Origin of the sequence: Bacillus sp. NEB1478, assembly GCF_031582965.1 — a bacterium.
Taxonomy (GTDB): domain Bacteria; phylum Bacillota; class Bacilli; order Bacillales; family Fictibacillaceae; genus Fictibacillus.
Genome location: NZ_CP134049.1, coordinates 1815302 through 1840186, shown reverse-complemented (window position 1 = coordinate 1840186; position 24885 = coordinate 1815302). Strand labels below are relative to the sequence as shown.

At 38.3% G+C, this 24885-nt stretch carries 24 protein-coding genes and 1 other RNA gene; 4 read left to right on the top strand and 21 right to left on the bottom strand.

Annotated elements, in window-relative coordinates:
- Nucleotides 1–175: 175 nt before the first annotated feature.
- Nucleotides 176–646, top strand: a complete 471-nt coding sequence (locus tag RGB74_RS09110; RefSeq protein ID WP_310762669.1) for a DinB family protein — start codon at nt 176–178, stop codon at nt 644–646.
- A gap of 156 nt (nt 647–802) precedes the next feature.
- Here the strand turns inward: RGB74_RS09110 and RGB74_RS09105 are convergent, their stop codons facing one another.
- Together RGB74_RS09105 and RGB74_RS09100 are read right to left on the bottom strand one after the other, a co-directional pair.
- The gene (locus RGB74_RS09105) at nt 803–1336 is read right to left on the bottom strand and encodes a GNAT family N-acetyltransferase (protein WP_310762829.1); all 534 of its coding nucleotides are present in this window, start codon (nt 1334–1336) and stop codon (nt 803–805) included.
- Between the two features lie 53 nt (nt 1337–1389).
- Complete coding sequence (locus tag RGB74_RS09100) at nt 1390–1998, bottom strand: LysE/ArgO family amino acid transporter (protein ID WP_310762828.1); 609 nt, start codon at nt 1996–1998, stop codon at nt 1390–1392.
- Between the two features lie 36 nt (nt 1999–2034).
- On the opposite strand from RGB74_RS09100, the gene RGB74_RS09095 reads away from it, so the two are divergent.
- Entirely contained in the window at nt 2035–2214 is a 180-nt protein-coding gene (locus tag RGB74_RS09095) for a ribbon-helix-helix domain-containing protein (RefSeq protein ID WP_310762668.1), read from the top strand.
- A 27-nt stretch (nt 2215–2241) separates the two neighbouring features.
- On the opposite strand, the gene RGB74_RS09090 is transcribed toward RGB74_RS09095, so the two are convergent.
- Both RGB74_RS09090 and msrA read right to left on the bottom strand, forming a co-directional pair.
- Nucleotides 2242–2784, bottom strand: a complete 543-nt coding sequence (locus RGB74_RS09090) for a DUF1697 domain-containing protein (protein WP_310762667.1) — start codon at nt 2782–2784, stop codon at nt 2242–2244.
- A gap of 99 nt (nt 2785–2883) precedes the next feature.
- On the bottom strand, nt 2884–3417 hold the full coding sequence (gene msrA / locus RGB74_RS09085) for a peptide-methionine (S)-S-oxide reductase MsrA (RefSeq protein ID WP_310762666.1): 534 nt from the start codon (nt 3415–3417) through the stop codon (nt 2884–2886).
- A 149-nt stretch (nt 3418–3566) separates the two neighbouring features.
- On the opposite strand from msrA, the gene RGB74_RS09080 reads away from it, so the two are divergent.
- A complete protein-coding gene (locus tag RGB74_RS09080; protein ID WP_310762664.1) occupies nt 3567–5405 on the top strand; it encodes a terpene cyclase/mutase family protein in 1839 nt (612 codons plus the stop codon).
- On the opposite strand, the gene RGB74_RS09075 is transcribed toward RGB74_RS09080, so the two are convergent.
- From RGB74_RS09075 to RGB74_RS09010, 14 genes are all read right to left on the bottom strand, one after another.
- Complete coding sequence (locus RGB74_RS09075) at nt 5402–5950, bottom strand: GerAB/ArcD/ProY family transporter (protein WP_310762827.1); 549 nt, start codon at nt 5948–5950, stop codon at nt 5402–5404. The two genes, RGB74_RS09080 and RGB74_RS09075, sit on opposite strands and share 4 nt — an antisense overlap.
- 43 nt (nt 5951–5993) lie before the next feature.
- Nucleotides 5994–6509, bottom strand: coding sequence for a type 1 glutamine amidotransferase domain-containing protein (locus RGB74_RS09070; RefSeq protein ID WP_396136040.1), 516 nt, complete (start codon nt 6507–6509; stop codon nt 5994–5996).
- An 86-nt stretch (nt 6510–6595) separates the two neighbouring features.
- Nucleotides 6596–7102 (bottom strand): metal-dependent hydrolase, encoded by a 507-nt coding sequence (locus tag RGB74_RS09065; RefSeq protein WP_310762661.1) that lies wholly within the window; start codon nt 7100–7102, stop codon nt 6596–6598.
- Between the two features lie 69 nt (nt 7103–7171).
- Nucleotides 7172–9619: a DNA topoisomerase IV subunit A gene (gene parC / locus RGB74_RS09060; RefSeq protein ID WP_310762660.1), complete on the bottom strand. Its 2448-nt coding sequence runs from the start codon at nt 9617–9619 to the stop codon at nt 7172–7174.
- 3 nt (nt 9620–9622) lie between these two features.
- The gene (gene parE / locus RGB74_RS09055) at nt 9623–11590 is read right to left on the bottom strand and encodes a DNA topoisomerase IV subunit B (RefSeq protein WP_310762659.1); all 1968 of its coding nucleotides are present in this window, start codon (nt 11588–11590) and stop codon (nt 9623–9625) included.
- Nucleotides 11591–11797: 207 nt separating this feature from the next.
- Complete coding sequence (locus RGB74_RS09050) at nt 11798–12205, bottom strand: CoA-binding protein (protein WP_310762658.1); 408 nt, start codon at nt 12203–12205, stop codon at nt 11798–11800.
- A 109-nt stretch (nt 12206–12314) separates the two neighbouring features.
- Entirely contained in the window at nt 12315–13835 is a 1521-nt protein-coding gene (locus RGB74_RS09045; protein WP_310762657.1) for a carboxypeptidase M32, read from the bottom strand.
- Nucleotides 13836–13928: 93 nt separating this feature from the next.
- A complete protein-coding gene (locus RGB74_RS09040) occupies nt 13929–14108 on the bottom strand; it encodes a hypothetical protein (protein ID WP_310762656.1) in 180 nt (59 codons plus the stop codon).
- A 252-nt stretch (nt 14109–14360) separates the two neighbouring features.
- On the bottom strand, nt 14361–15506 hold the full coding sequence (locus RGB74_RS09035; RefSeq protein WP_310762655.1) for a THUMP domain-containing class I SAM-dependent RNA methyltransferase: 1146 nt from the start codon (nt 15504–15506) through the stop codon (nt 14361–14363).
- 138 nt (nt 15507–15644) lie between these two features.
- Nucleotides 15645–16052: RNase P RNA component class B (gene rnpB / locus RGB74_RS09030), an RNA gene on the bottom strand.
- A 76-nt stretch (nt 16053–16128) separates the two neighbouring features.
- A complete protein-coding gene (gene gpsB / locus RGB74_RS09025) occupies nt 16129–16443 on the bottom strand; it encodes a cell division regulator GpsB (RefSeq protein WP_310762654.1) in 315 nt (104 codons plus the stop codon).
- 70 nt (nt 16444–16513) lie between these two features.
- Nucleotides 16514–17071 carry an SLOG family protein gene (locus RGB74_RS09020; RefSeq protein WP_310762825.1) on the bottom strand — a complete coding sequence of 186 codons (558 nt, stop codon included), beginning with the start codon at nt 17069–17071 and terminating at the stop codon, nt 16514–16516.
- A gap of 525 nt (nt 17072–17596) precedes the next feature.
- Nucleotides 17597–18859 (bottom strand): ribonuclease H-like domain-containing protein, encoded by a 1263-nt coding sequence (locus RGB74_RS09015; protein ID WP_310762653.1) that lies wholly within the window; start codon nt 18857–18859, stop codon nt 17597–17599.
- Entirely contained in the window at nt 18843–21128 is a 2286-nt protein-coding gene (locus RGB74_RS09010; protein ID WP_310762652.1) for a DEAD/DEAH box helicase, read from the bottom strand. The genes RGB74_RS09015 and RGB74_RS09010 overlap by 17 nt, the downstream gene beginning before the upstream one ends.
- A gap of 222 nt (nt 21129–21350) precedes the next feature.
- On the opposite strand from RGB74_RS09010, the gene RGB74_RS09005 reads away from it, so the two are divergent.
- Nucleotides 21351–21779, top strand: coding sequence for a VOC family protein (locus tag RGB74_RS09005; RefSeq protein WP_310762651.1), 429 nt, complete (start codon nt 21351–21353; stop codon nt 21777–21779).
- 489 nt (nt 21780–22268) lie between these two features.
- On the opposite strand, the gene RGB74_RS09000 is transcribed toward RGB74_RS09005, so the two are convergent.
- From RGB74_RS09000 to RGB74_RS08990, 3 genes are read right to left on the bottom strand one after another with little or no spacing between them, the layout of a single operon-like run.
- The gene (locus RGB74_RS09000; protein ID WP_310762649.1) at nt 22269–22415 is read right to left on the bottom strand and encodes a FeoB-associated Cys-rich membrane protein; all 147 of its coding nucleotides are present in this window, start codon (nt 22413–22415) and stop codon (nt 22269–22271) included.
- A gap of 17 nt (nt 22416–22432) precedes the next feature.
- Nucleotides 22433–24436, bottom strand: a complete 2004-nt coding sequence (feoB, locus tag RGB74_RS08995) for a ferrous iron transport protein B (protein WP_310762647.1) — start codon at nt 24434–24436, stop codon at nt 22433–22435.
- Complete coding sequence (locus tag RGB74_RS08990; protein WP_310762646.1) at nt 24430–24660, bottom strand: FeoA family protein; 231 nt, start codon at nt 24658–24660, stop codon at nt 24430–24432. The genes feoB and RGB74_RS08990 overlap by 7 nt, the downstream gene beginning before the upstream one ends.
- Nucleotides 24661–24885 lie beyond the last annotated feature (225 nt).

Here is a 24885-nt window from a genome sequence, read left to right as displayed (position 1 = left end):
AGATGCCCTAAAGATATAAGAAAGAGTTTATTAAAAATGGAATCTGATAGAATATGAATTACTGTATAATTAAAAAGGCTCTTTACTACTTTGTACTCGTTTCAAAGACATAATCAAAAAAACACATTCTTTAAAAAAAGAGCAATTTAGAAAGAAAATTTAAGGAGGTATATTTATGAAATCCATCGACTTAATTATTCTAAACTTTAATGAAATAAGAAGGAGAAGCATAAAAGTCTGGACATCCATTCCTGAGGAAAAACTTCATTGGAAGCCAGATGATGAAGCAATGAATTGCCTAGAGATGATCAGGCATGTTCTAGAAAGCGAACATTATTATGACCTGGCCATTAGAAATAGAGGCAGCTTATCGTATTTCGAATCACCTTTCGAAAATCTTTCATACACTTCTGTAAAGGCTGAGTTGGAATTTGCAGAACCTTATCGAAAACAATTTATTGAAACAATTAAATCATTTTCTGAAGAGGATTTAAAAAATATCAAGATTGACCGATCTGATTCGGGCTACATAAGAGAATTAGGGGATATGCTGCTCCGAGTTGCATACCATGAATCCGTTCATACTGGTCAGTTATTGGATTATTTAAGGACAGCAGGGGTTTCAAGGATTAGCATCTGGGATTAATCTTTTTTATAGGTGTAATCACATTTGTGATACACCTATAAAAAATGTTATATGAAAGACGTGTATACGTTTGTTCATTTAATTATAATTACAGAACCTTAGCAGTGAAAACTAAAATCGTCAATTAATGCTTTCGTTTGCAGAATTAGAACTAAATTAACTTTTATACTCTATCAACCAGCAATCTTGGTACTCTCCTTCGTGAAGTTCATGTAAGGGAAGGATTTTTACTTTTCTAAAGCCACATTTTTCATAACATTTTAAAGCCCTCGCATTTCTTGTTTGAGGGTCCATCACAACTCGATCCGCATTTTTATGCTCAATTAAGTAGTCAACCATAGAAGTGACAAGCAAAGTTCCAATTCCTTTATTCCAATATTCTACCTCTCCTATGAATTGATCTGTCCCAAATATGCTTTCATCAATATACCCATAATCATTTTTCGTTTTATTATCTAGCTGATAAAATTGTATATAAGCAATGGCTTTCTCTTTATACTCAACCATACATTTTATTTCGTCGTCTTCTTCTGATTCATAAAACACTTTATTTACTTTATCTAAATCAAAAGGGTTGTCTCTTCCTTCGTAATATTCGAGAACAGATTCGTCTGAAAGCCATTTTACTAATAGATATTGATCCTTTTTTTCTAATTTACGAACAGTTAAGTCTCCATTTTGGAATAACATATTATCCACTCACTTTATCTTCAAACTTTATATTGATTGATAAACAGACCATTTTATAAATAATTAAGGCTGATCATTAAGTACAATGCAATTCCCCATATCATAATGGCTGATCCTTTATTTATGTACATTTGAATACGCCCGCTGGAATCCAAAGTTCCTACTAGTCTGCCGGTGATTGCCAAGCCTATAAACCAAAACCATGAAACACAAATACAAGCGAACATAAATAGCGTTTTCTCTGTACCCGTATAAGCTGCTGAACTTGTTCCAATGACAGCTACTGTGTCTAAAATAGCATGAGGATTTAATAAGGATACAGTGGCTGCAAAACCGATTTGCTGTTTCAGAGACATAGTCATTTGATCACCCATCGTTTTCGTTTTGCTAGACCAAATTTCCCAACCCATATACAATAAAAATAGAATTCCTATCAACATGATGGCTAACTTCATCCCATCCAGTGCTGTGATAAACGCTGATACACCTGAAACAGCTAAAACAATTAAGAGAGTGTCACATACACTGGCAGTTAAAACAGCAGGCATACTGCGAAACACATTTGGCTGCTGTGCACCTTGATTAAATACAAAAACATTTTGAACACCTAAAGGTAAAATTAATCCGATCGCAAGTATAACACCATGCAAAAATGATTGAATCAATAAATTCACTCCTTATGATTGGAGGCTCTACATATGTATAATAGTGAGATCCGCACGAAAAATCCTGATCGAAAAAACGTCAATACAACATTAAGCCACTCTCTGTATCAAGAAATCAAACAGCTTGCTAAAAGGCTTAACCTTCCAGCAAACGAACTAATAGAAGAAGGCATGATCCATGTTTTGAACACATACAAAAAAAATAAGCGATAAAAGGACTCCACTGATGGTAGTCCTTTTTTAATTGCCTATCGTTCTTACTAAATCCGCTAATTTATTTGTTGTATTCCAATTACGAACGGTCACGTGAACACCTAATTTTGAAAGCTGAACAGCTAACTTTGAATCCCTGATACTTTGCCTTAAATAAAGGTAGATCGTTTTACCTTTCATCTGATATTCATCAACACCCCTATTAAAATTCTCCAAATGATTAATTTTATCTAATGGAGGAACTTCTGATAAGAAAGCAAAATGCAAACTTTCTCCTTCTTTTAATGAATCAACAGCATAAGGACAATCACACAATATCAATTCTAATTCTTGTGCAGTAAGCAAAACAACAATGACAGTAAACCCATATTCCTTTTCAATCTCGTTCTCTAGTTTCTCAATAAGATCTGACGGAGTCTTTTCTGATTGAAACATGACATTCCCGCTCTGTATGTATGTTTTAACATGAGATAACCCTATTTTCATGAACAATTGCCTAAGTTCTTCCATCTTTATCTTTTTATAACCACCTACATTAATTCCTCTTAAAAGTGCAAGATAAGAAGTCAATCAAGTCACCTCATTTAATTTTTTAACGGAAAGGAGAAAAAATAGAGACTTGAACAGTCAAATCTCTAAGATAGTTTACATAATAACATTATGGTTTATCTAGTTGTTTTGCTTCCAGTTCTTTTCTATGAAAGTATCTCTTCCAGAAGTCACTCTTTCTTCTTTATAAGCTTTCGGATTCTTTTTATAAAAATCCTGGTGATATTCTTCAGCATCGTAAAAATCAATAGCCGGTAAAATTTTCGTTACGATCGATTTAGTAAAACGTCCGCTCTCTTCTACCTTCTTTCTTGATTTCTCCGCTAATTCTTTCTGTTCGTCAGTATGATAAAAAATAGCTGTTCGGTATTGGGTGCCGCGATCAATAAACTGACCACCGTCATCGGTCGGGTCAATCTGCGGCCAATATAAATCCAGCAGCTTTTGAAACGGAAAAACCTCTGGATCAAATGTGATTTGTACCGCTTCATAATGTCCAGTTTCACCCGTTTTAATTAATTCGTATGAGGGGTTTGCCACTTGTCCCCCTGTATAGCCAGATACAATGCCGTGAATACCTGGCAGTTCATCAAAAGGCTTAACCATACACCAAAAACAGCCTCCAGCAAATGTTGCAAGTTCTCTTTTACTCACGTTCATTCCTCCTTGGATATAACTTCATTGTTAAAGAGATTTTATCGTTATTTCACGAAAAATGACAGTGTTTTAACCTTTATACTCATAGGATAACCTTTCTTTCACATACACTGTATTCACTATGGAATAAAGTGCGGTGATATGAAATGGACTGGCGCGCGCTCGAAAAAGAGATCTATAGACGCTGCAATGAATTGATATCCCTTCAAAATCAGGATGGAACATGGAGCTTTTGTTTTGAAAACTCTGTTATTACAGATGCTTTTATGTTAATGATGACTCAGACATTAGAAATGAATAACGAAAGATTAATACTACAACTAACTGACCGAATATTTTCTCAGCAGTCGGATGATGGTTTGTGGAGAATCTATCCTGATGAAAAAGATGGGAACCTTTCTTCTACAATACAAGCCTATGTAGCTCTGCTTTTTTCTAAAAAAATAAGTGTAAGTGATCCAAGGCTAATCAGTGCGAAGGATTTTATCATCCAAAAAGGAGGATTTAAGAATTGTAATTTAATAACGAGAGCATTTTTAGCGATGAATGGATTGTATGATTGGCCATCATTACCAATCAACCCTGCCGTTCTCTTTTCCCTGCCCATAACTGCCCCAATCAATATGTACGATATTAGTTCATATGCGAGAGCTCATTTTGCTCCCGTATTTCTGATGGCTTATGAAAAGAAATCGCTCACATCTATAAATACACCTGATCTTAGTCATCTTTTGGGTAGTCTATGCGAGGATTCACAATGGGAAGAATGGCATAATTTATATAATCTTTTTAGCATTACTGAGAAGTTCACACGAGCCAATGAACAAAATGTCCTCACTTATATTCATAATCATATTGAATCTGACGGAACGTTATTAAGCTACGGGCTGACAACGATCCTAATGATTTACGGTCTTATTGCTACTGGGTATGATAAAAGTTCTTCGATTATACAAAACGCTTTAAATGGACTTTCAAAAATGTTTTGTAACGCTGAAGGAACCAGTCATTTACAAAACTCCCCTTCAACGGTTTGGGATACTTCGCTTATTCTTTACACCTTACAAGAAGCTGGAGTTCCTATTAACCATAAAGCAATCACAACAGGCGCATATTTTTTATTAACTCAACAGCAATATAAACTCGGAGATTGGTCTGTTCATAATCCCAATGCAGTGCCAGGAGGCTGGGGTTTTTCACTTGGTGATACGATAAATCCTGATATTGATGATACTCAAGCTGCATTACGTTCGATTAAAAATTTCTATAATACACATGATTCATATCAAATTAGTTACTATAAAGGTGTATCGTGGCTTTTATCCATGCAAAACAATGACGGGGGCTGGGCAGCGTTTGAAAAAAATACAAACCGTCATCTTCTTGGAGGTCTTCCAATAAAAAATGCGAGAGATGCATTGATCGATCCATCAACACCTGATATAACTGGAAGAACTCTGGAGTATCTTGGCAATTTCCATGGATTCACCCTGCAAGAACCATCTATAAAAAGGGCAATCCATTGGCTTTGGGACAATCAAGAGAAAGACGGTTCCTGGTATGGCCGATGGGGCATATGCTACATTTATGGCACTTGGGCAGCTGTAACAGGATTAATCGGATGTGGAGTAAATCCTAATGACAGAAGAATTCAACGCTCTTTACAATGGCTGCTTGAACATCAGAATACTGATGGCGGATGGGGTGAATCATGCCGTAGTGACGTTGAAAGAAAATTTGTAAAAATGCCTGGCAGCACCCTCTCTCAATCTGCTTGGGCTTTGAACACTCTTACTTCCATATGTAAGCAGCCATCTGAACAAATGAAAAAGGCTGTTAATTACCTAATATCAGAACAAATTAATACCGGCTATCCCACAGGAGCCGGCTTATCCGATGCGTTTTATATACGATATCACAGTTATGATTATATTTGGCCGCTTCTTTCACTTGTTCATTTTTATAAAAAATACTATAGAAATTAAATGGACTTCTGATCACTTTGTTCTGGAATAATATTTTTATCTTTTCTTCTTAAAATGCCAATCCCTAAGAGTGTACACAGAATGACATAGAGCGAAAACCACCAAAGCGTCCAATTCTGTCCTACAAAATCAGTGAACTCCATCGTATTTGAATGAAGATGATTACTCATTGCCCATACCAATATTCCGCATGGAAGCAGAAAGGGCCGGTAAGAAGCATGTTTCGATATATGTTGAAGACCTTTTAAAACGGCCAAGAAACAAATCACTATTTTTACCAAGATTCCAAATATCCAAACGACACCAATAACTACTTCAACCCGTTCAAATATATTAATGAGCGAAATATCCCTCATTACTTCAAATGTGGGATAGCTCTGCCTTTTTATCATATATGCTCCTTCAATTCCAACAGCTAAAAACAAGTTTGAAATTAGCGCGAAGCCTCGCAAGAGCAATCCACAAAGGTATTTGCTTGATAATCTATTTACGTTCTTGACATATAAAATAAACAAAAGCAAAAAGGCACCTGCTGTGAAGAACAGGTGCCTTTTTGCTTCATCTAAAGAAATTAACTCTTTTTAAATTTTATTGTTCAAGAACTTTTAACGACTCTCGAATAAACGCGGGGATATCATCCGGCTGCCGGCTTGTTACCAGGTTGCCTCCGCAAACGACGACTTCCTCATCTTTTACAGTTGCTCCTGCATTCTTTAAATCCACATGTATAGATTTATATCCCGTTATATTTCTTCCCTTCAGAACTTCTGCCGAAATCAGGAGTTGTGGTCCGTGGCAGATCGCAAATACCGGTTTACCTTCGTCTGCAAAGTGTTTTGTGAAATCAACGAACTTGTCGTCTCCTCTTAAAATATCTGGTGAGAAACCACCAGGAATGAATAGTGCGTCAAAGTCTTCCGGTGAAACTTCAGAGATAGCTGCGTTCGTGGTGACTTGTGCTTCCTTCTGCTTTCCTTCTAGTGTTGCTCCTTTTTCCGTTCCAATGACAGTTACCTCATGACCAGCTTCTCTAAACGCTTTTGCTGGTTCCGTATATTCCACATCCTCAAACATGTTAGCTAATACTGTTGCGATTCTTGCCATTATTCACCACTCCTCTTTTTGTGTATACAATTGTTGTATTACCATTGAGGAAGGAATTTAAACCCTTAATTTCTTCACAGCACGTTTTAAAATAAGGAAACAATATAGATATGGACCATCAGAACGGCTGCCAGCAGACTGATTATAGTTGCGATATAATTCTCTGTTTTTGAACCTGTTTTTGTGTACAAAGGAAGCCTGAAACGAACCGGCAGCGGGTATAACAGCTGCACACCTCTAGTGGTTGCTGCATCGAGAAGAATATGTGAGATTACGCCTATTACCAATCCAGCACTTAAACTCTCTTCATAGACCCAATCAATCCATTTAGGCAATGTCATCACTAGAAGAATCATGATCCAGCTATGTGTAATCGTTCGGTGCCCGAAGGTTTTCGATATTGTCTTTGATAGAAAGTTAGTCTTTTTCCCTAAAAACGAACCAGGATGGCACAAATCCGGCAGCAGACTTCCCAAAACTGCAGCACCAAAAAAAGTTAGTTCATGCTGTAAAGTATCTGGCGGAAGATCAGTCACAGTTTTATACAGGGCAGCCGCTGCTAATCCTCCAAGTAGATGTGTGTTGCTTTTCATGTTATGTATCTCTCTTTTCTCTAAGTTGATATATCCATTCTGACAGAAAGAAGAAAAGAGCAGCAAATGCTACTCTTTTGATGTTTGTTCAGTTGAGATTAATGATTTTATTCTTGTAATTGAACCTGTTTCACCTGTATCAATAACGAATGACCCATTGTTGTATCGATCTGCAGGTTTATAATTATGTGCTGAAATGGTTTCTTCTTTTCCAGATTCCGTCTCTAAAACAAACTCTGTTTCTTCCTCTGTGACAAGTTTCATACCTACGATACGGTGAGGATTCGATTTTAATTCTCTTACCATTACAAGACCACGTTTTGCCCGTGACGTTTTATCAAACTCTGTGATCTTCATTTTTTTCAACGCACCGCGCTGTGTCGCAATAATCACTTGTGCTTTTTCAGGTTCATCCGGCAGTGCAAATCCACTTACTGCGTGATCGCCTGCTTTTAAGTTAATCCCTTTAACACCGGAAGCTCTTTGGCCGACTATGCTGATTTCTTCTTCAGCGAACCATAATCCTAAACCGAAGTGTGTAGCGATAAACACATCTTGTTTTCCATTCGATAAAGAAATATCTACTACTTCATCATCGCCCTTTAGCTTAACAGCCATTAATGTACGGTTGTAGCGTGTTGCTTTATATTGGCTGAGTTCTGTTTTCTTAGCCATACCTTGTTTTGTAAAGAATATGAGGTATTGATCCTCTGCAAATTCTTTGATCGGAAATGCTTTTATCAGCTTCTCATCCTTATCAAGCCCAACTAAACTCGCTAAATGCTGCCCCATGTCTTTCCAGCGAATCTCTGGCATTTCGTAGACTGGAAGATATATATAGTTGCCTTTGTTCGTGAACATCAGAAGTGTTTCCGTTGTGTTCAGCTGTGAAGATAGCAGCAGCGAATCTGTATCCTTCATGCCAGGCTTTTCGCCGTTTGATGCACTGTAAGAACGGACGCTCGAACGCTTCACATAACCGTCTTCAGTTACCGTTACCATTACATCTTCAGAAGGAATCATGACTTCCATATCAATCTTGATTTCTTCTATTTCAGCTACAATTTGTGAACGGCGAGGATCAGCGTACTTCTTCTGAACCTCAGATAGTTCTTTTTTGATCACATTAAACAGTTTCTTCTCATTATCTAGAATGGATCGCAAATACAAAATTTTCTTTTCCAATTCTTCAGCTTCATTTTGAAGTGTTGTGATATCCGTGTTCGTTAATCGATAAAGCTGTAACGTCACGATCGCTTCAGCTTGAATTTCTGTAAACTGAAACTTTTCTATGAGATTGTCTTTCGCATTCCGTTTATCTTTTGAAGCACGGATCGTTTCAATTACTTCGTCTAAGATCGAAATTGCCTTGATCAAACCTTCAACGATATGTGAACGTTCCTCCGCTTTCCTAAGATCGTATGCGGTACGGCGAGTAACAACTTCTTTTTGATGACCAATATAAGAGCGCAAGATGGCTTTTAAGCCCATGAGCTTTGGAGTCTTATTATGAATCGCAACCATGTTGTAGTTATAAGAGATTTGAAGATCGGTATTTTTGAAGAAATAGTTTAGAATTCCTTCTGCATTTCCGTCTTTTCGAAGTTCAATGACGATTCGTAAGCCTGTACGATCTGTCTCGTCACGGATCTCAGCTACACCATCAACCTTCTTATCAAGGCGGAGTTCATCCATACGTTTTACGAGGTTTGCTTTGTTCACTTCAAAAGGAACTTCTGTAATGACGATCTGCTGGCGTCCGCCTTTTAAGTTCTCAATTTCTGTTTTTGCACGAATAATAAATCGGCCTTTTCCTGTTTCAAAAGCTTTTTTGATCCCATCTAGTCCCTGAACGATCCCGCCTGTCGGGAAATCAGGACCTTTAATCACTGTCATCAGTTCATCTAGTGAAACATCAGGGTTATCAATCTGCATCATAACCGCATCAATTACCTCGCCAAGATGGTGAGGCGGAATATCTGTAGCATAACCCGCAGATATTCCCGTTGACCCGTTGACGAGCAAATTCGGATACCGGCTTGGCAATACAATAGGTTCTTCTGTCGTATCATCAAAGTTAGGAGCGAATTCCACAGTTTCTTTATCAATATCACGCAATAATTCAGAAGCGATCGCAGAAAGTCTTGCTTCTGTATAACGCATAGCAGCTGCAGGGTCTCCGTCGATGCTTCCGTTGTTTCCGTGCATCTGGATCAGGACATTTCTTACCTTCCAGTCCTGACTCATACGGACCATCGCTTCATAAACGGAAGAATCACCGTGTGGGTGATAGTTACCGATTACGTTACCGACCGTCTTTGCCGACTTTCGATATGGTTTTTCGTTCGTGTTGCCTTCTGCGAACATCGCGTATAAAATACGGCGCTGAACGGGCTTTAAGCCATCTCTGGCATCAGGTAATGCACGCTCCTGAATGATGTATTTACTGTATCTTCCGAAGCGGTCGCCGATTACGTCTTCTAACGGCAACTCTCTAAATTTCTCAAGCAGTGACAATCTTTAAACCTCCTCAGAAGCTGACAAGTTCTCATTATCTAGTATGTTCGTTTCTTCATTAAGTCCAAACGCCACGTGTTCTTCAATCCACTTACGGCGTGGTTCAACTTTGTCTCCCATTAAGACGGAGACACGTTTTTCGGCACGGGCAGCGTCATCTATACGTACCCGGATCAACGTACGCGTATCAGGATCCATTGTCGTTTCCCACAGCTGATCGGCGTTCATCTCTCCAAGACCTTTGTAGCGCTGAATGATGTACCCTTTTCCAATCTTTTTCTGTGCTTCTTTCAGCTCGTCTTCATCCCATGCATATTCAATCACTTCTTTTTTCCCAGAACCTTTACTCACTTTATACAAAGGAGGAAGTGCGATAAATACTTTACCTTCTTCAATGAGTGGTTTCATATACCGGTAAAAGAATGTAAGCAGCAGTACCTGTATGTGGGCACCATCTGTATCAGCATCGGTCATGATGACGATCTTATCATAATTGACATCTTTCATCGTGAAATCAGACCCGACACCTGCACCAATCGCATGGATAATTGTGTTAATTTCTTCATTTTTAAATATATCAGCAAGCTTTGCTTTCTCGGTATTGATTACTTTACCACGAAGAGGCAAAATCGCTTGGAATTTTCGATCTCGGCCTTGCTTAGCAGATCCACCCGCAGAGTCACCCTCGACAAGGTATAGTTCATTCCGCTCAGGATTTTTTGAAGTGGCGGGAGTCAGTTTCCCGCTTAACATTGAATCCTTGCGTTTGTTCTTCTTACCATTTCGGGCATCTTCACGTGCTTTTCTAGCTGCTTCACGAGCCTGAGCAGCTTTAATGCTTTTACGAATGAGCATTTCACTTACAGCTGGATTTTCCTCCAGGAAATAAGCGAGCTTACCTGCTACAACCGCATCTACACAAGATCGTGCTTCACTCGTCCCTAGTTTACTCTTCGTCTGTCCTTCGAATTGAAGAAATTCTTCAGGAATTCGAACGGAAACAACGGCTGTTAATCCTTCGCGTATATCAGATCCGTCTAAGTTCTTATCTTTTTCTTTTAAAAGATTTATTTTTCGGGCGTATTCGTTAATGCTACGGGTAATCGCCGTTTTGGCACCTGATTCATGTGTTCCGCCATCTTTTGTACGCACGTTATTAACGAATGACAGGACATTTTCGGCATATCCGTCATTATATTGAAAAGCAAAATCAACTTCGATCTCATTTTGAGTGCCTTCAAAGCTTACAACAGAATGAAGAGCATCTTTATCTTCGTTCAAGTATTTTACGAACGCTTCTAAACCAGTGTTAAATTGAAATTCTTCTTTTTCTCCATTACGGCCATCTTCTAGTACAATCTTAATTCCTTTTAAAAGAAATGCTGCTTCTCTTAAACGTTCGCATAATGTTTCGTAATTATAGTTAACATTAGAAAACATCGTACGGTCTGGTTTAAAGTGCACAGTCGTACCCGTCTTCCGAGTATTTCCGATCACTTCGAGCGTTGTAGCTGGCTTACCGCCATTTTCAAACCGCTGACGATATGTTTTTCCTGCACGGTGGATCGTTACTTCCAGCCATTCTGAAAGAGCGTTGACAACAGAGGCACCTACACCATGAAGTCCTCCTGATGTTTTGTAACCGCCTTGTCCAAATTTACCACCAGCATGCAATACTGTAAAAATGATTTCCGGTGTTGGTTTTCCGAGTTTATGCATACCTGTAGGCATACCTCGGCCGTCATCAGACACAGAAATACTATTGTCTTTATGAATCTTCACATGTATGTAATCACCGAATCCGCCTAAAGCTTCATCAACAGCGTTATCTACAATTTCATATACGAGGTGATGCAAACCTCTTGCATCTGTACTTCCAATATACATACCTGGACGCTTGCGAACGGCTTCTAATCCTTCTAGTACCTGGATGGCATCATCGTTATAGTCAATGAATGATTTACTTGCCAAAATGTGTTGCTCCTTTCACGTTTCTGCAATACTTACAATCATAGCAGAACGTTTGTTTCTATACTACCATTGTCCGTATATTCTCCTCTTATTTCTCGGTAAAAGAATAAAAACCTTTAGCCATCATGTGATTTATTTTTGTCCTTTTAGTTTTGAGAAAAGGGACGAGCATGGCAAAACCACCCGTATGTGGCGGGTGGTTCATTACTACCGTATCATAGCATGTTCCACTTTAATGCACTTATCCATAATATAAGGAATCGTCGCACTTTGCAAAATATCTTCAGCTTCAGCATTATAAAGCCCTAGCTGAGCCCAGAAAAAACCAGCTTTGATAGCGACTGTTGATCGAGCAACTTCTGGCAAGAATTCGCTGCGCCGGAATACGTTTACGATATCTACATGCCCTTTAATTTCTTCTAATGAAGCATACGCTTTTTGTCCTAAAACTTCAGTGACAGTCGGATTAACAGGAATAATTTCGTATCCAGCATTTTGCATGTATTCTGCTACTCTGTATGACGTACGATTAGGTTGATCGGACAACCCTACTACAGCAATCCGTTTTCTCACCGCTAACAAATTTTTAATGTCTTGAGATGTAGCTGCTCCCATTGTATTCTCCTCCTTGTATCATTTATATAGATTTTAGACAAAATCAGTAAAATTGAAACATTTACATAGAAAAGCCGGCATTCTCTCTGGAGAGCCGGCTAAAAGTCAGTTATCCGTTTAATCGGTAAATGTCACTGTACTTTTTCTCAAAATATGCAATCAAATGATCCGGATTCAATCCCTCACCTGTAACATCTTCTAAGATTTCGATCGGCTTTTTCATTTTACCGTAATGATGAACATTCTTAGTTAGCCATTCTTTAATCGGCAAGAAGTTTCCTGCTTCCATAAGTGCATCAAAGTCAGGAATATCTTTAACCATTGCATTTTTCAGCTGAGCCGCATAAATGTATCCAAGTGCATATGACGGGAAGTATCCGAAGCTTCCGCCTGACCAGTGAACATCTTGCAGAACACCTTCAGCATCATTTTTCGGTGTTACACCGATATATTCCTGCATTTTTTCATTCCAAATACGCGGAAGGTCTTTTACTTCGATCTCATCGTTAAATAACCCTTTTTCAATCTCATAACGCACGATTACATGCAGCGGATAAGTCATCTCATCAGCTTCAATACGGATTAGAGAAGGTTCTACAACGTTTATCGAGCGATAGAAGTCATCTAATTCTACACCATTAAACTGTGCTCCTGAAACATTCTTTAATATAGAATAGTTATTTTTCCAGAAACCATGGTGACGACCGACAAAATTTTCCCAGAAAAGTGACTGAGATTCATGGATTCCCATTGAAGTTCCCGAACAAAGCGGAGTCCCCATAAGTTCTTCAGAGATATTTTGTTCATAAAGTGCGTGTCCACCCTCATGAATCGTGCCGAACACCGCTGTACGGAAATCGTTCTCCATATACTTTGTTGTTACTCGCACATCACCAGGGTTTAGACCAATCGCGAATGGGTGAACCGTTTCATCTAATCGCCCGGAATCAAAGTCATAACCCATGTCTTTAAGGACATGCAAGCTAAATTCTTTTTGTTTTTCTTTCGGAAAATGGTCGAATAAGAAACTCGTTTCAGGCTGTCCAGCTTCTTTCACTTTTTGAAGAAGCGGTACGATGCGATCACGCAGTTTTGAGAATGTCTCGTCAAGTATCTCGACCGTAACACCAGGCTCATACATATCCAGCAGCGTATTATATTTATTACCTTCATAACCCCAATACCCGATGAATTTCTTATTGAATGCAACGAGTTTTTCTAAATAAGGCTGGAACAATGAAAAATCGGATTTTCCTTTTGCTTCTTCCCAAACATTTTCTGCTTTGGATTGAAGAATCACATACTCTTTAAATTCTGCTGGAGGAATCTTCGCATTGCGCTCAAAATCTTTTTTCACTTCTTCAAGGGTTTTCTTTGTTACATCAGAAAGTGAATCTTGCACTTCTGACTTAGATAACTCTTCAATAAATGCTTTCATTTCCTCTGATGTGGACATAGCAAAAACGTCTGCGGATAATGTTCCGATCACTTCAGACCGTTGTTCTACACCTTTCTTTGGAGCGCCAGTACGGAGATCCCAATACATTAAACCAATTGCTTCGTTAATGTGTACCATCTTTTTTACATAATCTAAGAACTCTTTTTCAACAGACAATTTTGTTTGCATCATAATAAAATCATCCCTTCACGTTATCATAAAAAACATACCGCTATAGGAATTCGTTACGAAATAAAAAAGTCCTGCTGGTCACTTTTAATTTTCTTAAAAATCTTCTTTAAACATTTCCGAATACATTGAAAAACTTGGATCAATGGTGTTAAAATGACTGATAGATTGATGCAGCAGCTGCTGTATCTCTTCTTTATGGCAATCCTCTAAATGAGGATGCAAATTATGATAAGCCTTTTGGATACTTGATAAATGGCTATACTGAACGTACATGTACTAACCTTCTTTCATTTTTGTAATTTAAACTAGTATGTACGCTAAGCAGGTGTTATTAAACACATTTCAAGGCAAAAAAATTGTTGTGAAAAGTTATTTTCAAACTCTTTCTAAGGTATGTAATCTTTTAACTGGTACGCATTCCACGTAAATTCTATACGCACTTGCTTTTCGTTTTTAAATTTCGTCTGAACAAAAAAAAGCCCAAAAGCGCGAACAGCTTTTGGGCTTTTTTTCCTTAAAACAAAATCAGTCTCGTTGACGCGGAGGTCTTTTACCAAAGTATTGATAGTAATCTGTCTTAAGGTCACCGTTATACAGTTTACGTTTTTTTGTAGCGGACTTACCGTAATACTCTTCAAACTTTTCGTTAGAAGTGATGACATACACGCTCCAAGTATCATACGGTCTCATGGCATTACCAAGATCACGGTACATTTGAGCTACTTCTTCTCTTTCCCCTAGACGCTCCCCGTAAGGAGGGTTCGTAACAAGGCAACCGTATTCTTTTCTTGTTGTAAAATCACGCACTTGCATCTGTTTAAATGTAATAAAATCTTCAAATCCAGCTTCATTTGCATTATTTATGGATAACTCAATCATTTTGTGGTCAATATCAGATCCTTGAATATCAAGTGGCAAATCATATTTAGCCACGTCTTGTGCTTCACCAACAGCTTCATACCAAATCTTTTTATCGATCCAATCCCACTTTTCTGATGCGAACTCTCGATTTAGGCCAGGAGCAATGTTTTGCCCGATCATTGCAGCTTCAATAGGCAAAGTACCTGATCCGCAGAAAGGGTCTACGAATGGTTTATCTGGCGTCCAGTTTGTGAGCATTATGAGTGCTGCAGCCATCGTTTCTTTTATCGGTGCACCGCTGTGCAGCTCACGATAGCCTCGTTTATGAAGACCTGTTCCGCTTGTATCAATCGTTAACGTTGCAATGTCCTTAAGAATGGCAACTTCAATACGATATAAAGCTCCATCTTCTGGAAACCATGTTTTACGCTTATATTCCGTCTTTAAGTTATCAACAACTGCCTTCTTAACGATTGCCTGGCAGTCTGAAATTGAAAATAGCTTTGACTTGACTGAACGACCGATAACCGGAAATTCACCGTTCTCAGGAATAAAGTCCGCCCATGGCAATGCTTTTGTTTTTTCAAACAACTCATCAAACGTTTCGGCTTTAAACTCGCCTACTACTAGTTTTACTCGGTCAGCCGTTCGCAGCCATAAATTTGCTTTTACGAGCGCCTTCTCATCCCCGTCAAAATATACTTTTCCGTTTTCTACTTGTACATTTTCAAAGCCTAACGCTCTAACCTCTTGTGCTACAAGTGCTTCGAGTCCCATTGCCGCAGTTGCAATCAGCCGTAATTTAGCCATATCAGTAACTCCCTTAATGTTGCATATATTCGTTATCTATAAGTATACCCTGTTCATTTGATCATTTAATTATTATGTAAATAGAAAAAGCCCCGGTAAGCGGGGCCCTCATTCAGCTTTAATTAGGTACCAATAACGTTCTGTAAGCCATGTTCTGTTCCATAGTACTGCAAACGGCTGACAGCCTCGTACACCGGTGGTAATCATCTATCTACAAAAAGCCTTAGCTTCTTGTTCTCCTATTCGTTCAATTCCGAATAGGAAACTCCCCTACCATAATTTGGGTTTCTCGCTCGTGGGGTTTACCGCGTTCCACTCCCTTTGTTTCCATTGGGACTACGTCACTGTGGCACTTTCAAGGTATTAACACCATATCCAGAGGACTTAGGTGCGTTCCCTGCCGTTAGCCTAGTAAGCTTTTACAAGCAAACCAAGCTACCCTGGCTTATTTTTTGGCCAGGCACGATCATTACGGTCATCTCAGAACCGTGCGAGCATGGACTTTCCTCTAAACCTGAAAATCAGGTCCAGCGATTACCCGAACGTTATTGATTTTGTTTTTAAAAGCAAGATTCATTATAGCATGTTGAAAACCAAAAAATCAAATGGATAAAAACTGGAATCAATCGTATAATTTACTGCCAAAAACATGTTTTTCCAAATTAGATAAACGCTGAAGAATATCTGAGTTGGTCGTCGTGCTTGATGTAACAGGCTGCATGCGACGAGTAGGCTGATCAGAAGAACTTTGGACTTCTTTGCGCAAGCGGTTATTTTCTTGAACCACCGCATCAAATTCTTGTTGAAAGTTCTCATAGTCTTTGATGATCATATCAAGAAACTTATCTACTTCGTCTTGATCATAACCTCGAAAGCCTTGTTTAAAGTCTTTTTCCAATATGTCTTTTGCCGTTAAATGAAAACGTTGTTCACTCATGTGAATCACCTCACACAGATTCTAAGATCATTTTTTCAAATCATGACCAAAATGTCAATTTCTTTCTCTTTTACTCGTTTCGATTCCATTGTTCTTCTTGAACGATTATATCCAAATCATAAGGAGTTATAAAATATATTTTGTAAGAATCGTCCATTTCCTGCTTACTCATCGCGGCCTGTAAATAATACTTCGGTGAGCCATCCTTTTCTTCGTCGTAAAGAAGTAAAATCGCATCACTTTTTTGAACTAAAAACTGATTTTTCACGCGCAGCTGTTGTGGGTTTTCATATGGTTTCCTGCTTACTGAATCCACAAAATCGGCATTGAGCAGTATTTCCTGGTATTTCTCCTGAACATTTTCCTTCCATCTCGTTTCCTGGTCTAGGAAGGGTGTAAGTACAGCAAGCTTTAAATCAGGAAACTCCGCCTGCAAATCGAATACAACTTCTGCTGCCCATAATTCCACTCCGGGCTGTCCACTGATGATTACCCATTCAAGTCCTTCATCAATCAGCGTCCTAATTCGTTGCTGCAGTGCTTTCTTAATGTAGTATACCCCTTCATGACTCTCACTAAAGATACCAAGTTCATGGGCTTTATATCCGCTAACCAGTAAGGTATGAATCATGAAATGCCCCCTAAATGAAAAACACCCGGCATTTATATGGCCGGGAAATTTCCTTACACTTTAAGATAATACGACTTGTTAACATGACATTCATCGATGTTGTGACAAGTCCATGGTTAAAGTATAAGCGCAACTAAGACTTGGCGTCAGTCAGCCAAAGTATCTTTAAAAGTTCTGTGTTGAATGACTGATCTCAGTACCAACCATAAGTGTTAATCCGACTATTACAAAAAAAAGAACAACAATCCACTGCTTCACTTATCCATCTCTCCATGAAATAAATTATATCATTTCCCTCTTGTGTGACCGGTTATTTTGCAAAAACAATCGAAATGAGAAGATTGTTGGCGGAAAACACGTTGGAAAATAAGGAATTTTGGCGTATTTTGCGCTTACCCGGGGAATAAAAAAAGAGAGGAAATTTATTTTCTAAAAAAGCTTTTCTCATCCTCTCTTATTCTACAAAAAACACGGTCAATTGAGAAGAGATATTTTGAATAAATTCATAAAAATGACGGATTTTTACGAATAATGGATAATCCGCTGTTCTAATCGTTCGATTCTTTTTGCAAAAGCAGTCAATTCCTGTTCTTCTTTCTTTTTTAAAAGTCTTTTTTTACTTTTCCAGATTATAAATGCACGATCTGCGTATTTTAATGCTTCCTCATAATCTTTAACTGTATGCTCAAAATATTTCGATAGCTCCAAAGCAGGTTCCTCATCCAAGGAATTATCAGATTCAAGCTCAAGCCATAAATGCACGGCGAGACTGATTTTTCCTTGTTTTTTGTAGAGTTTAGCTAATGCTTTTTTTGATTGGCTGACGAGTTTTGTTCCCGTTTCCAAAACCTCAGTGTACATTTCAATTGCTTTTTCTTTCTCTTTCAGCGCTTCATACCATTTGGCTATCGCAAATTTTTCACGCTCTGATCGGATTTGACTTCCTTGAATCGTTTTCGACATGTGTGTATATAGAGTGATCAAACTCAGAACATCCCACTCATTATGTCGAAACACACCTTCTAGCAATGATGGATCTCCTTCATTGCAATATTGAAAATAGAGCATTGGAGCAAGGTATCCTGGAGTATCATGTATTCGATCCACACCTAATATTTCTCTTTCGACAACTGAAAGCTTTACTTCTGGCAATGTATCCTTCCATAGTCTGCGAGCACCGTGCAGAAGGTCAAAATGACCAAACTCAGGCAAGGAAGGTACGAAATTCCGAATCAAAGTATGCCTCGTTTTGACTTGCGGCCAATCAAAGGATTTCCCATTGTATGTTACAAGGTTTTTTAATTCTTTTACATGATTTAAGAAATAATGATACAGTGCAACCTCAGACCCTGGTCCAGGCAGGAAAAACTGATGAACGATAACCTGATCCTCTTTGATCTGACTCATTCCTAACATAAAGATCGTGTTTCCCGCACCACCATTTAGACCTGTTGTTTCTGTGTCGAAAAACAACAGGTCAGAGGCCTGCAAATCATTCGCATGAAGCGGATGATTCGCATTAACGTCCTTCCATTTGCAAACTGCATTATTCAATTCGGAAAACCGATATCTTCCCCACAAATAATCAAGCGGGTACTTTACTTTTCGAACGATGCAATAATCATCTTCAAAAAAGTAGGGAGAAGCGCCAAATTTCTCCCAGTAATCTCCGTTTTCGATTGATTTCTTTGGTTTGTCGTCATTTGGAGTCAAAGGTACAGGACGTGTCGACGAAGTATTGACCATATGTTTTTTTAGCCGGTTCAGCTTATTTTGAATCGACATGATGATGTTTGACTCCTTTTATTTGTTGAATTAATTTCACAGCAAGTTCTTTACTTTTGTTACCCTCTTCTAAAGTCCCCGTACAAGATGGACAGCCTTTTTCACATGGGCATTTTTCAATTATGGATTGTGCCTGTTCAAGAACTGTGTCCCATGCGTCATATACTTTTTCACTCAATCCGATACCTCCTGGATAACGGTCGTATATAAAAATCGTTGGCTTTTCTGAATGGACGGCTTTAACTTGCGGTACAACATGCAAGTCATTTGAATCACACATGACAAACAATGGAGCAACATGACGCATAATATGAGCGATTCCGAGCAATCCTGCTTCTAACTTTTCTTCTGTTAGATCTTGCTTATCAAATGTCAGCCATGTTGCAGAAGTATGCAGTTCTTCTTCTGGCAAATGAATCGGACCTGATCCGATATTTTCATGTGTTTCGAATTTTATTTTTTTGAATATCGTCGCTTTGGCAACTACCATAACGTCACCATATGCTTTCGAATTTTGTTCATCTACCGTTTCTTTATCAGTTTCGAGTACATTCAAAGAAACAGCTAGATTTGCATCTGTAAAATAATCTACATCAACTTCACGAACAAATGCTTTTTTCTCTTCATAATCAAACTTCTCTACTTGATACTGAGTACCTTGATGCAAATAAATCGCTTCTTCATGCAATAAAGTCATCGAACTGAACCGATCCATCTCTCCAATTACGCGGTTATCGGCCACATTGGTTTGATCAACAATGACCACGTTTTCCTGTGAAGCGGATCGTAAGCTAATATTGTGAGCGGGAAACGAATCGTTCATCCAAAAGAAACTTTTTCCTCTTTTATGGAGCACTTGCTCATCAACAAGAAACTCTAATACGTCTGCAATTTCTTGATTACCAAACATATCACCTTCTTTAAAAGGCAATTCGTAAGCTGCACATTTCAGATGATCGACGAGAATAATGAGGTTATCTGGATTAATTCGAGCAGATTCTGGCGATTGATTGAAAAAGTAAGCAGGGTTCTGGATCACGTACTGATCAAGAGGTGAAGATGATGCTACCATAATAACAACACTTTCATCCTGCCTTCTCCCTGCTCTTCCAGCTTGTTGCCAAGCACTTGCAATCGAACCTGGATAACCAGTTAATATACAAGCATGAAGCTGACCGATATCTACACCAAGCTCTAAAGCATTTGTAGATACTACACCCATAATTTCTCCATTACGCAGTCCTTTTTCAATTGCTCGTCTTTGTTTTGGCAAATAACCGCCGCGATATCCTTGAATAGACTTAGTACCGAATTCTTTTTTGACTAGCTCTTGCAGATAAGTAAGTAAAATTTCAACTCTTACACGGCTTCTTGCAAAAACAATCGTTTGAATATGGTTTTCTAAAAAGAGTTTCGCTAAGTTACGTGCTTCGAGTGTTGCACTTCGCCTAACATTTAAAGGAACATTGACAACTGGCGGATTATAAAAAAGAAAATGCTTACGGCCAGCAGGTGCACCGTTGTTATTAATTAAAGTCATCGGATTACCTGTAAGCTGTTCAGCAAGTTCTTTCGGATTAGCTATGGTTGCAGAAGTACAAATGAAAACCGGATCACTCCCGTAAAAGTTGCATATCCGTTTTAAGCGTCTGATCACATTTGCTACATGGCTGCCGAAAACACCTCTATATGTATGAAGTTCATCGATAACTACATACTTTAAATTCTCAAATAGAGCTACCCATTTTGTGTGATGTGGAAGAACAGCTGCATGAAGCATATCCGGATTTGTCATCACGATGTTTCCAGCTTTTCTTACCACTTGTCGTATGTTCGCGGGGGTATCCCCGTCATACGTATAACTTTTTATATCCAATCCCATTTCATCGATCAGTTCATTCATTTCTGCCTTCTGATCTTGAGCGAGCGCTTTGGTAGGGAAAAGATAAAGAGCTCTAGATTCAGGATTGTTTGCTACCTCTTGTAATACAGGCAGATTATAGCAAAGTGTTTTACCAGATGCCGTTGGTGTTACGGCTACAAAGTTCTCACTTCTTTGTGCAGTTTCAAAAGCAGAAAGCTGATGAATATATAAAGAAGAAATCCCTCTTTTATTGAGAGCGGATTGTATATTAGTATGCAATGAAGCTGGCAGAGGAACGGAAACTGATTCTCTCGGTTCGATCGTTTTCCAGTGCACGATTTGTTTTGAAACATCAGGCTCTCGCAAGACATCCATAACTTGTTGAATGGATTTTTTTTGAAACATGCTTCTCACCTCACCTTCATTGTAACGAATATTTGTTCGCAATGAAATAGGGACTTAAACTGAATGTTCAAGCCCCATAAAATTCAGTATGTTGGTTTATAGTTTCAGTTGAAAATATCTTAGACGTCATCACTGCAAAAATATAATGGAAAAATTGTACAACGTGATGGTACTATGTAAATATGAAAAAAATTATTTAATAAAACCATGGGAGTGAAACGAATGTCAGTTGATGTTTATATTAATTTTAACGGGAATTGCCGTGATGCAGTCGAATTTTATGCACATGTCTTTGAAACTGAAGCACCGAAAATCATGACTTTTGGTGAAGCACCTCCTCACCCGGAATATCCACTTCCAGAAGAAGCAAAAGATTTAGTGATGCACACGAGACTTAATATCGATGGAAGCAATGTTATGTTTTCTGACACAATGCCAGGAATGCCTTTTACAGAAGGAAACAACATAACGCTAGCTTATGTGAATAGTAATATGGATCATATCAAATCAGTTTATAGCAGATTAAAAGAAGGCGGCAAAGTGGACATGGAGCTTCAAGAAACATTTTGGAGCCCGCTTTATGGACAGGTCACAGATAAATTCGGTATCATGTGGCAGTTAAACTATGATAACGGACAATCAGCTATGTAATTTGCTAGGTCTTTATATAATCTAGAAAAAAAAGGCTGATCGCTACTTGTGATCAGCCTTTTTTCTATTAATTTTTATATAAATCATTTCAAACCTTCTCTCGTTTCTTTTGATCGAATTTAAGTGCCAGAATATAATTCTCATAAAAAGGATCCGATCAAAAAGGCACAGTTTTTTGGTTTTTTCAGAGTTTTTTCTATGTTTTCATGTAATTTTATTACAATTAACAATTACATGTCCCACTTAACGGATTGTACGAATAGTTTTCCCGGATGATCACTGTGTCCTGCAAGGAATCTACGAGGAGCTTGAATGGCTATTTGAATAAACGTACGGTCTTTACTCATAATCTAACGGATTTTTTAATAAACTCGCGAACTTACAAAAAAATGACAAAATCACACATTCTCTTATTCAGGTTAGGCAGAAAAGAGACATGAACTCAAAAGTTTTACACTTTTAAGTTCATGTCTCTTCTAAATAAAATATCTATGAAATTGAGTCACACTTTGTTTCACAGTTTTTAGCTAGCGAACACGCAGCACATTTTCCTTGCTTGCTTTTTTTCACATGGCGAAAAACAGCCCAGCCTGCATATCCAAAAATAAGCAGTGCTAAAAGAATATTTAAAAGCATAGGTCAGTCCTCCTTCTCTAGTACCCTAAGAGTCTTCCCACTTGATAGATTACTAATGATAATACATAGGCAATGACAAGTGCATATCCTACTGAGAAGTACGTCCATTTAGCAGATCCTGCTTCTTTACGGATTGTAGCAACCGTTGCTAAACATGGAACATACAACAGCACAAACACCATAAAGCTGAACGCAGACAGCGGTGAGAATTCATTTGAAAGCAATGCTTGCAATGAATCTGCATTCGGTACGTGATAAATGATGTTCATTGCTGAAACTACAACTTCTTTTGCTAAGAAACCAGTAATTAAGGATGCTCCCGCTTGCCATGAACCAAATCCTAACGGTGCTAGAATCGGGGCGAGAACTCCGCCGATCATGGCTAGAAAACTATCGTCCATCTTTACATCAAATCCGCCTGGCCCTGAATAGGATAGTAACCAGATCATTACTGATCCGCCAAAAATGAATGTACCTGCCTTCTTAATGAATCCTTTCCCTTTATCCCAAGTACTGCGGAATAAAGCTTTGCCCTGAGGCATGCGATAAGGAGGTAATTCCACAACAAACATCGAGAATTCTCCTTTTAAAATCGTCATGGAAAAAATTTTTGCTAATGTTAAAGCAACAACAATTCCGAGTACATAAAGTGAAAAGACAACAAGTGCCTGGTATTTTGCAAAAAATGCTCCTACAAAAAGCGCATAAACTGGCAACCGCGCTGAACAAGACATTAATGGGGTTAACAAAATGGTTAATAATCGTTCTCTCGGCTGCTCAATCGTTCTAGCTGCCATTACGCCAGGAACATTGCATCCGAATCCAATTATCATCGGTATGAATGCTTTACCATTTAAACCTACCATTTCCATCGTTCGGTCCATGACTAGTGCAGCCCGTGACATGTATCCTGAATCCTCAAGAAAAGAGATTAATAAAAACAAAATGAAGATTTGTGGTACGAATACGAGAACCCCGCCGACTCCAGCCACAATTCCGTCCAGTACGACGGCTTTAATAAAATCAGAGGCTTGCATGGCAGTTAATCCGCTAGTGAGCCAGTTTGTCAAAGTACCCGACAAGAATCCGTCTAACAGATCAGACAGCGGTAAACCAAGCCAATCAAATGTAAGTTTAAACATGAGAAACATCGTAGCTAAAAATATCGGTATCCCAAGGAAAGGATGAGTTACAACCCTATCGATTTTTTCTGTTAATGATTTATTTTGATCTTGTTGAGCTACCACAGACTTCGCAATAACTTGGTCAATGAATTCTTTTCTAACAGAATAAATCCATCTTGGAAGACTTGGAACCCCTGCTTCATTTTTTACAATTTCATTAGTTTCTTGAATGATCTGATTGATTTCACTTGTATTCTCAAAAGAAGCAATAAATTTATTGACCTCTGCATTTCCTTCTAAAAGCTGAATAGCTGTCCATCTTTTTGGAATAGAAAGTTCAGAAGGAAGCATCGACGTAATTTTTTCAATACGTTCTTCAACAAGTTGTCCATAATCGATTTTAAATGAAGATTCAGCTTGGTTATTGGTTGTTAATAAATCATTTATTGTGCTTGTTCCCTTTCCAGAACGAGCGATGACTGGGACGACAGGAACCTGTAATAGTTCGGAAAGAATCGATTCATCTATTGTAATACCTCTTCGTTTTGCTACATCCGTCATATTGAGGCCGATAATGAGAGGTTTTCCAAACTCAAGCAGCTGCATCGTTAATAACAGGTTTCTTTCAATTTGGGAGGCATCTACTATGTTAATTATTCCATCAAATTGTTCGGTTACAAAGAATTGTGAAACAACCGCTTCGTCTTTAGAAAGAGGACTTAAGGAATAAACACCAGGTAAATCAATCAGATTTCCTTTTTTGTTTTTAATGACCCCTACTTTTTTTTCAACGGTAACTCCGCTCCAGTTCCCGACATACTGATATGTACCTGTGAGGTTATTAAAAAGTGATGTTTTACCAGTATTCGGATTACCGATTAAAGCAATATTTAGCATGATCTTTCAACCTTTATGAATGATGCATCCTGTAAACGGATACCTAAAGATTGGCCGCAGTTTTCTAACATACAAGGACCTTTAAACGGCATTTTGCACTGTAAACACACTTGAGAACCCTCACAAATCCCTAAATCTAAGAGACGGCGTTTTACCGTTTCACTTAATGATGATAAGTCGACGATTTTAGCCTTTTCCCCTTTGCTTAACTCTGAAAGTAACATAGTCGAATCCTCCAAAAGCTGAAAATAATAATTATTATCAATTACGTTTATAAAAAAAATCTCCTAATAGAGAATGATAACCTTTATCAATTAAATTCAGTTTATAATAAAATTAGGCGTTTGGCTATGCCTATTTTAAAATTTTATTAATTATATTAAAGATAATTCAGTACGATTCCCGTTATGATTATTAAATGTATCTATACAAAAAAAGAGAAGGTATTC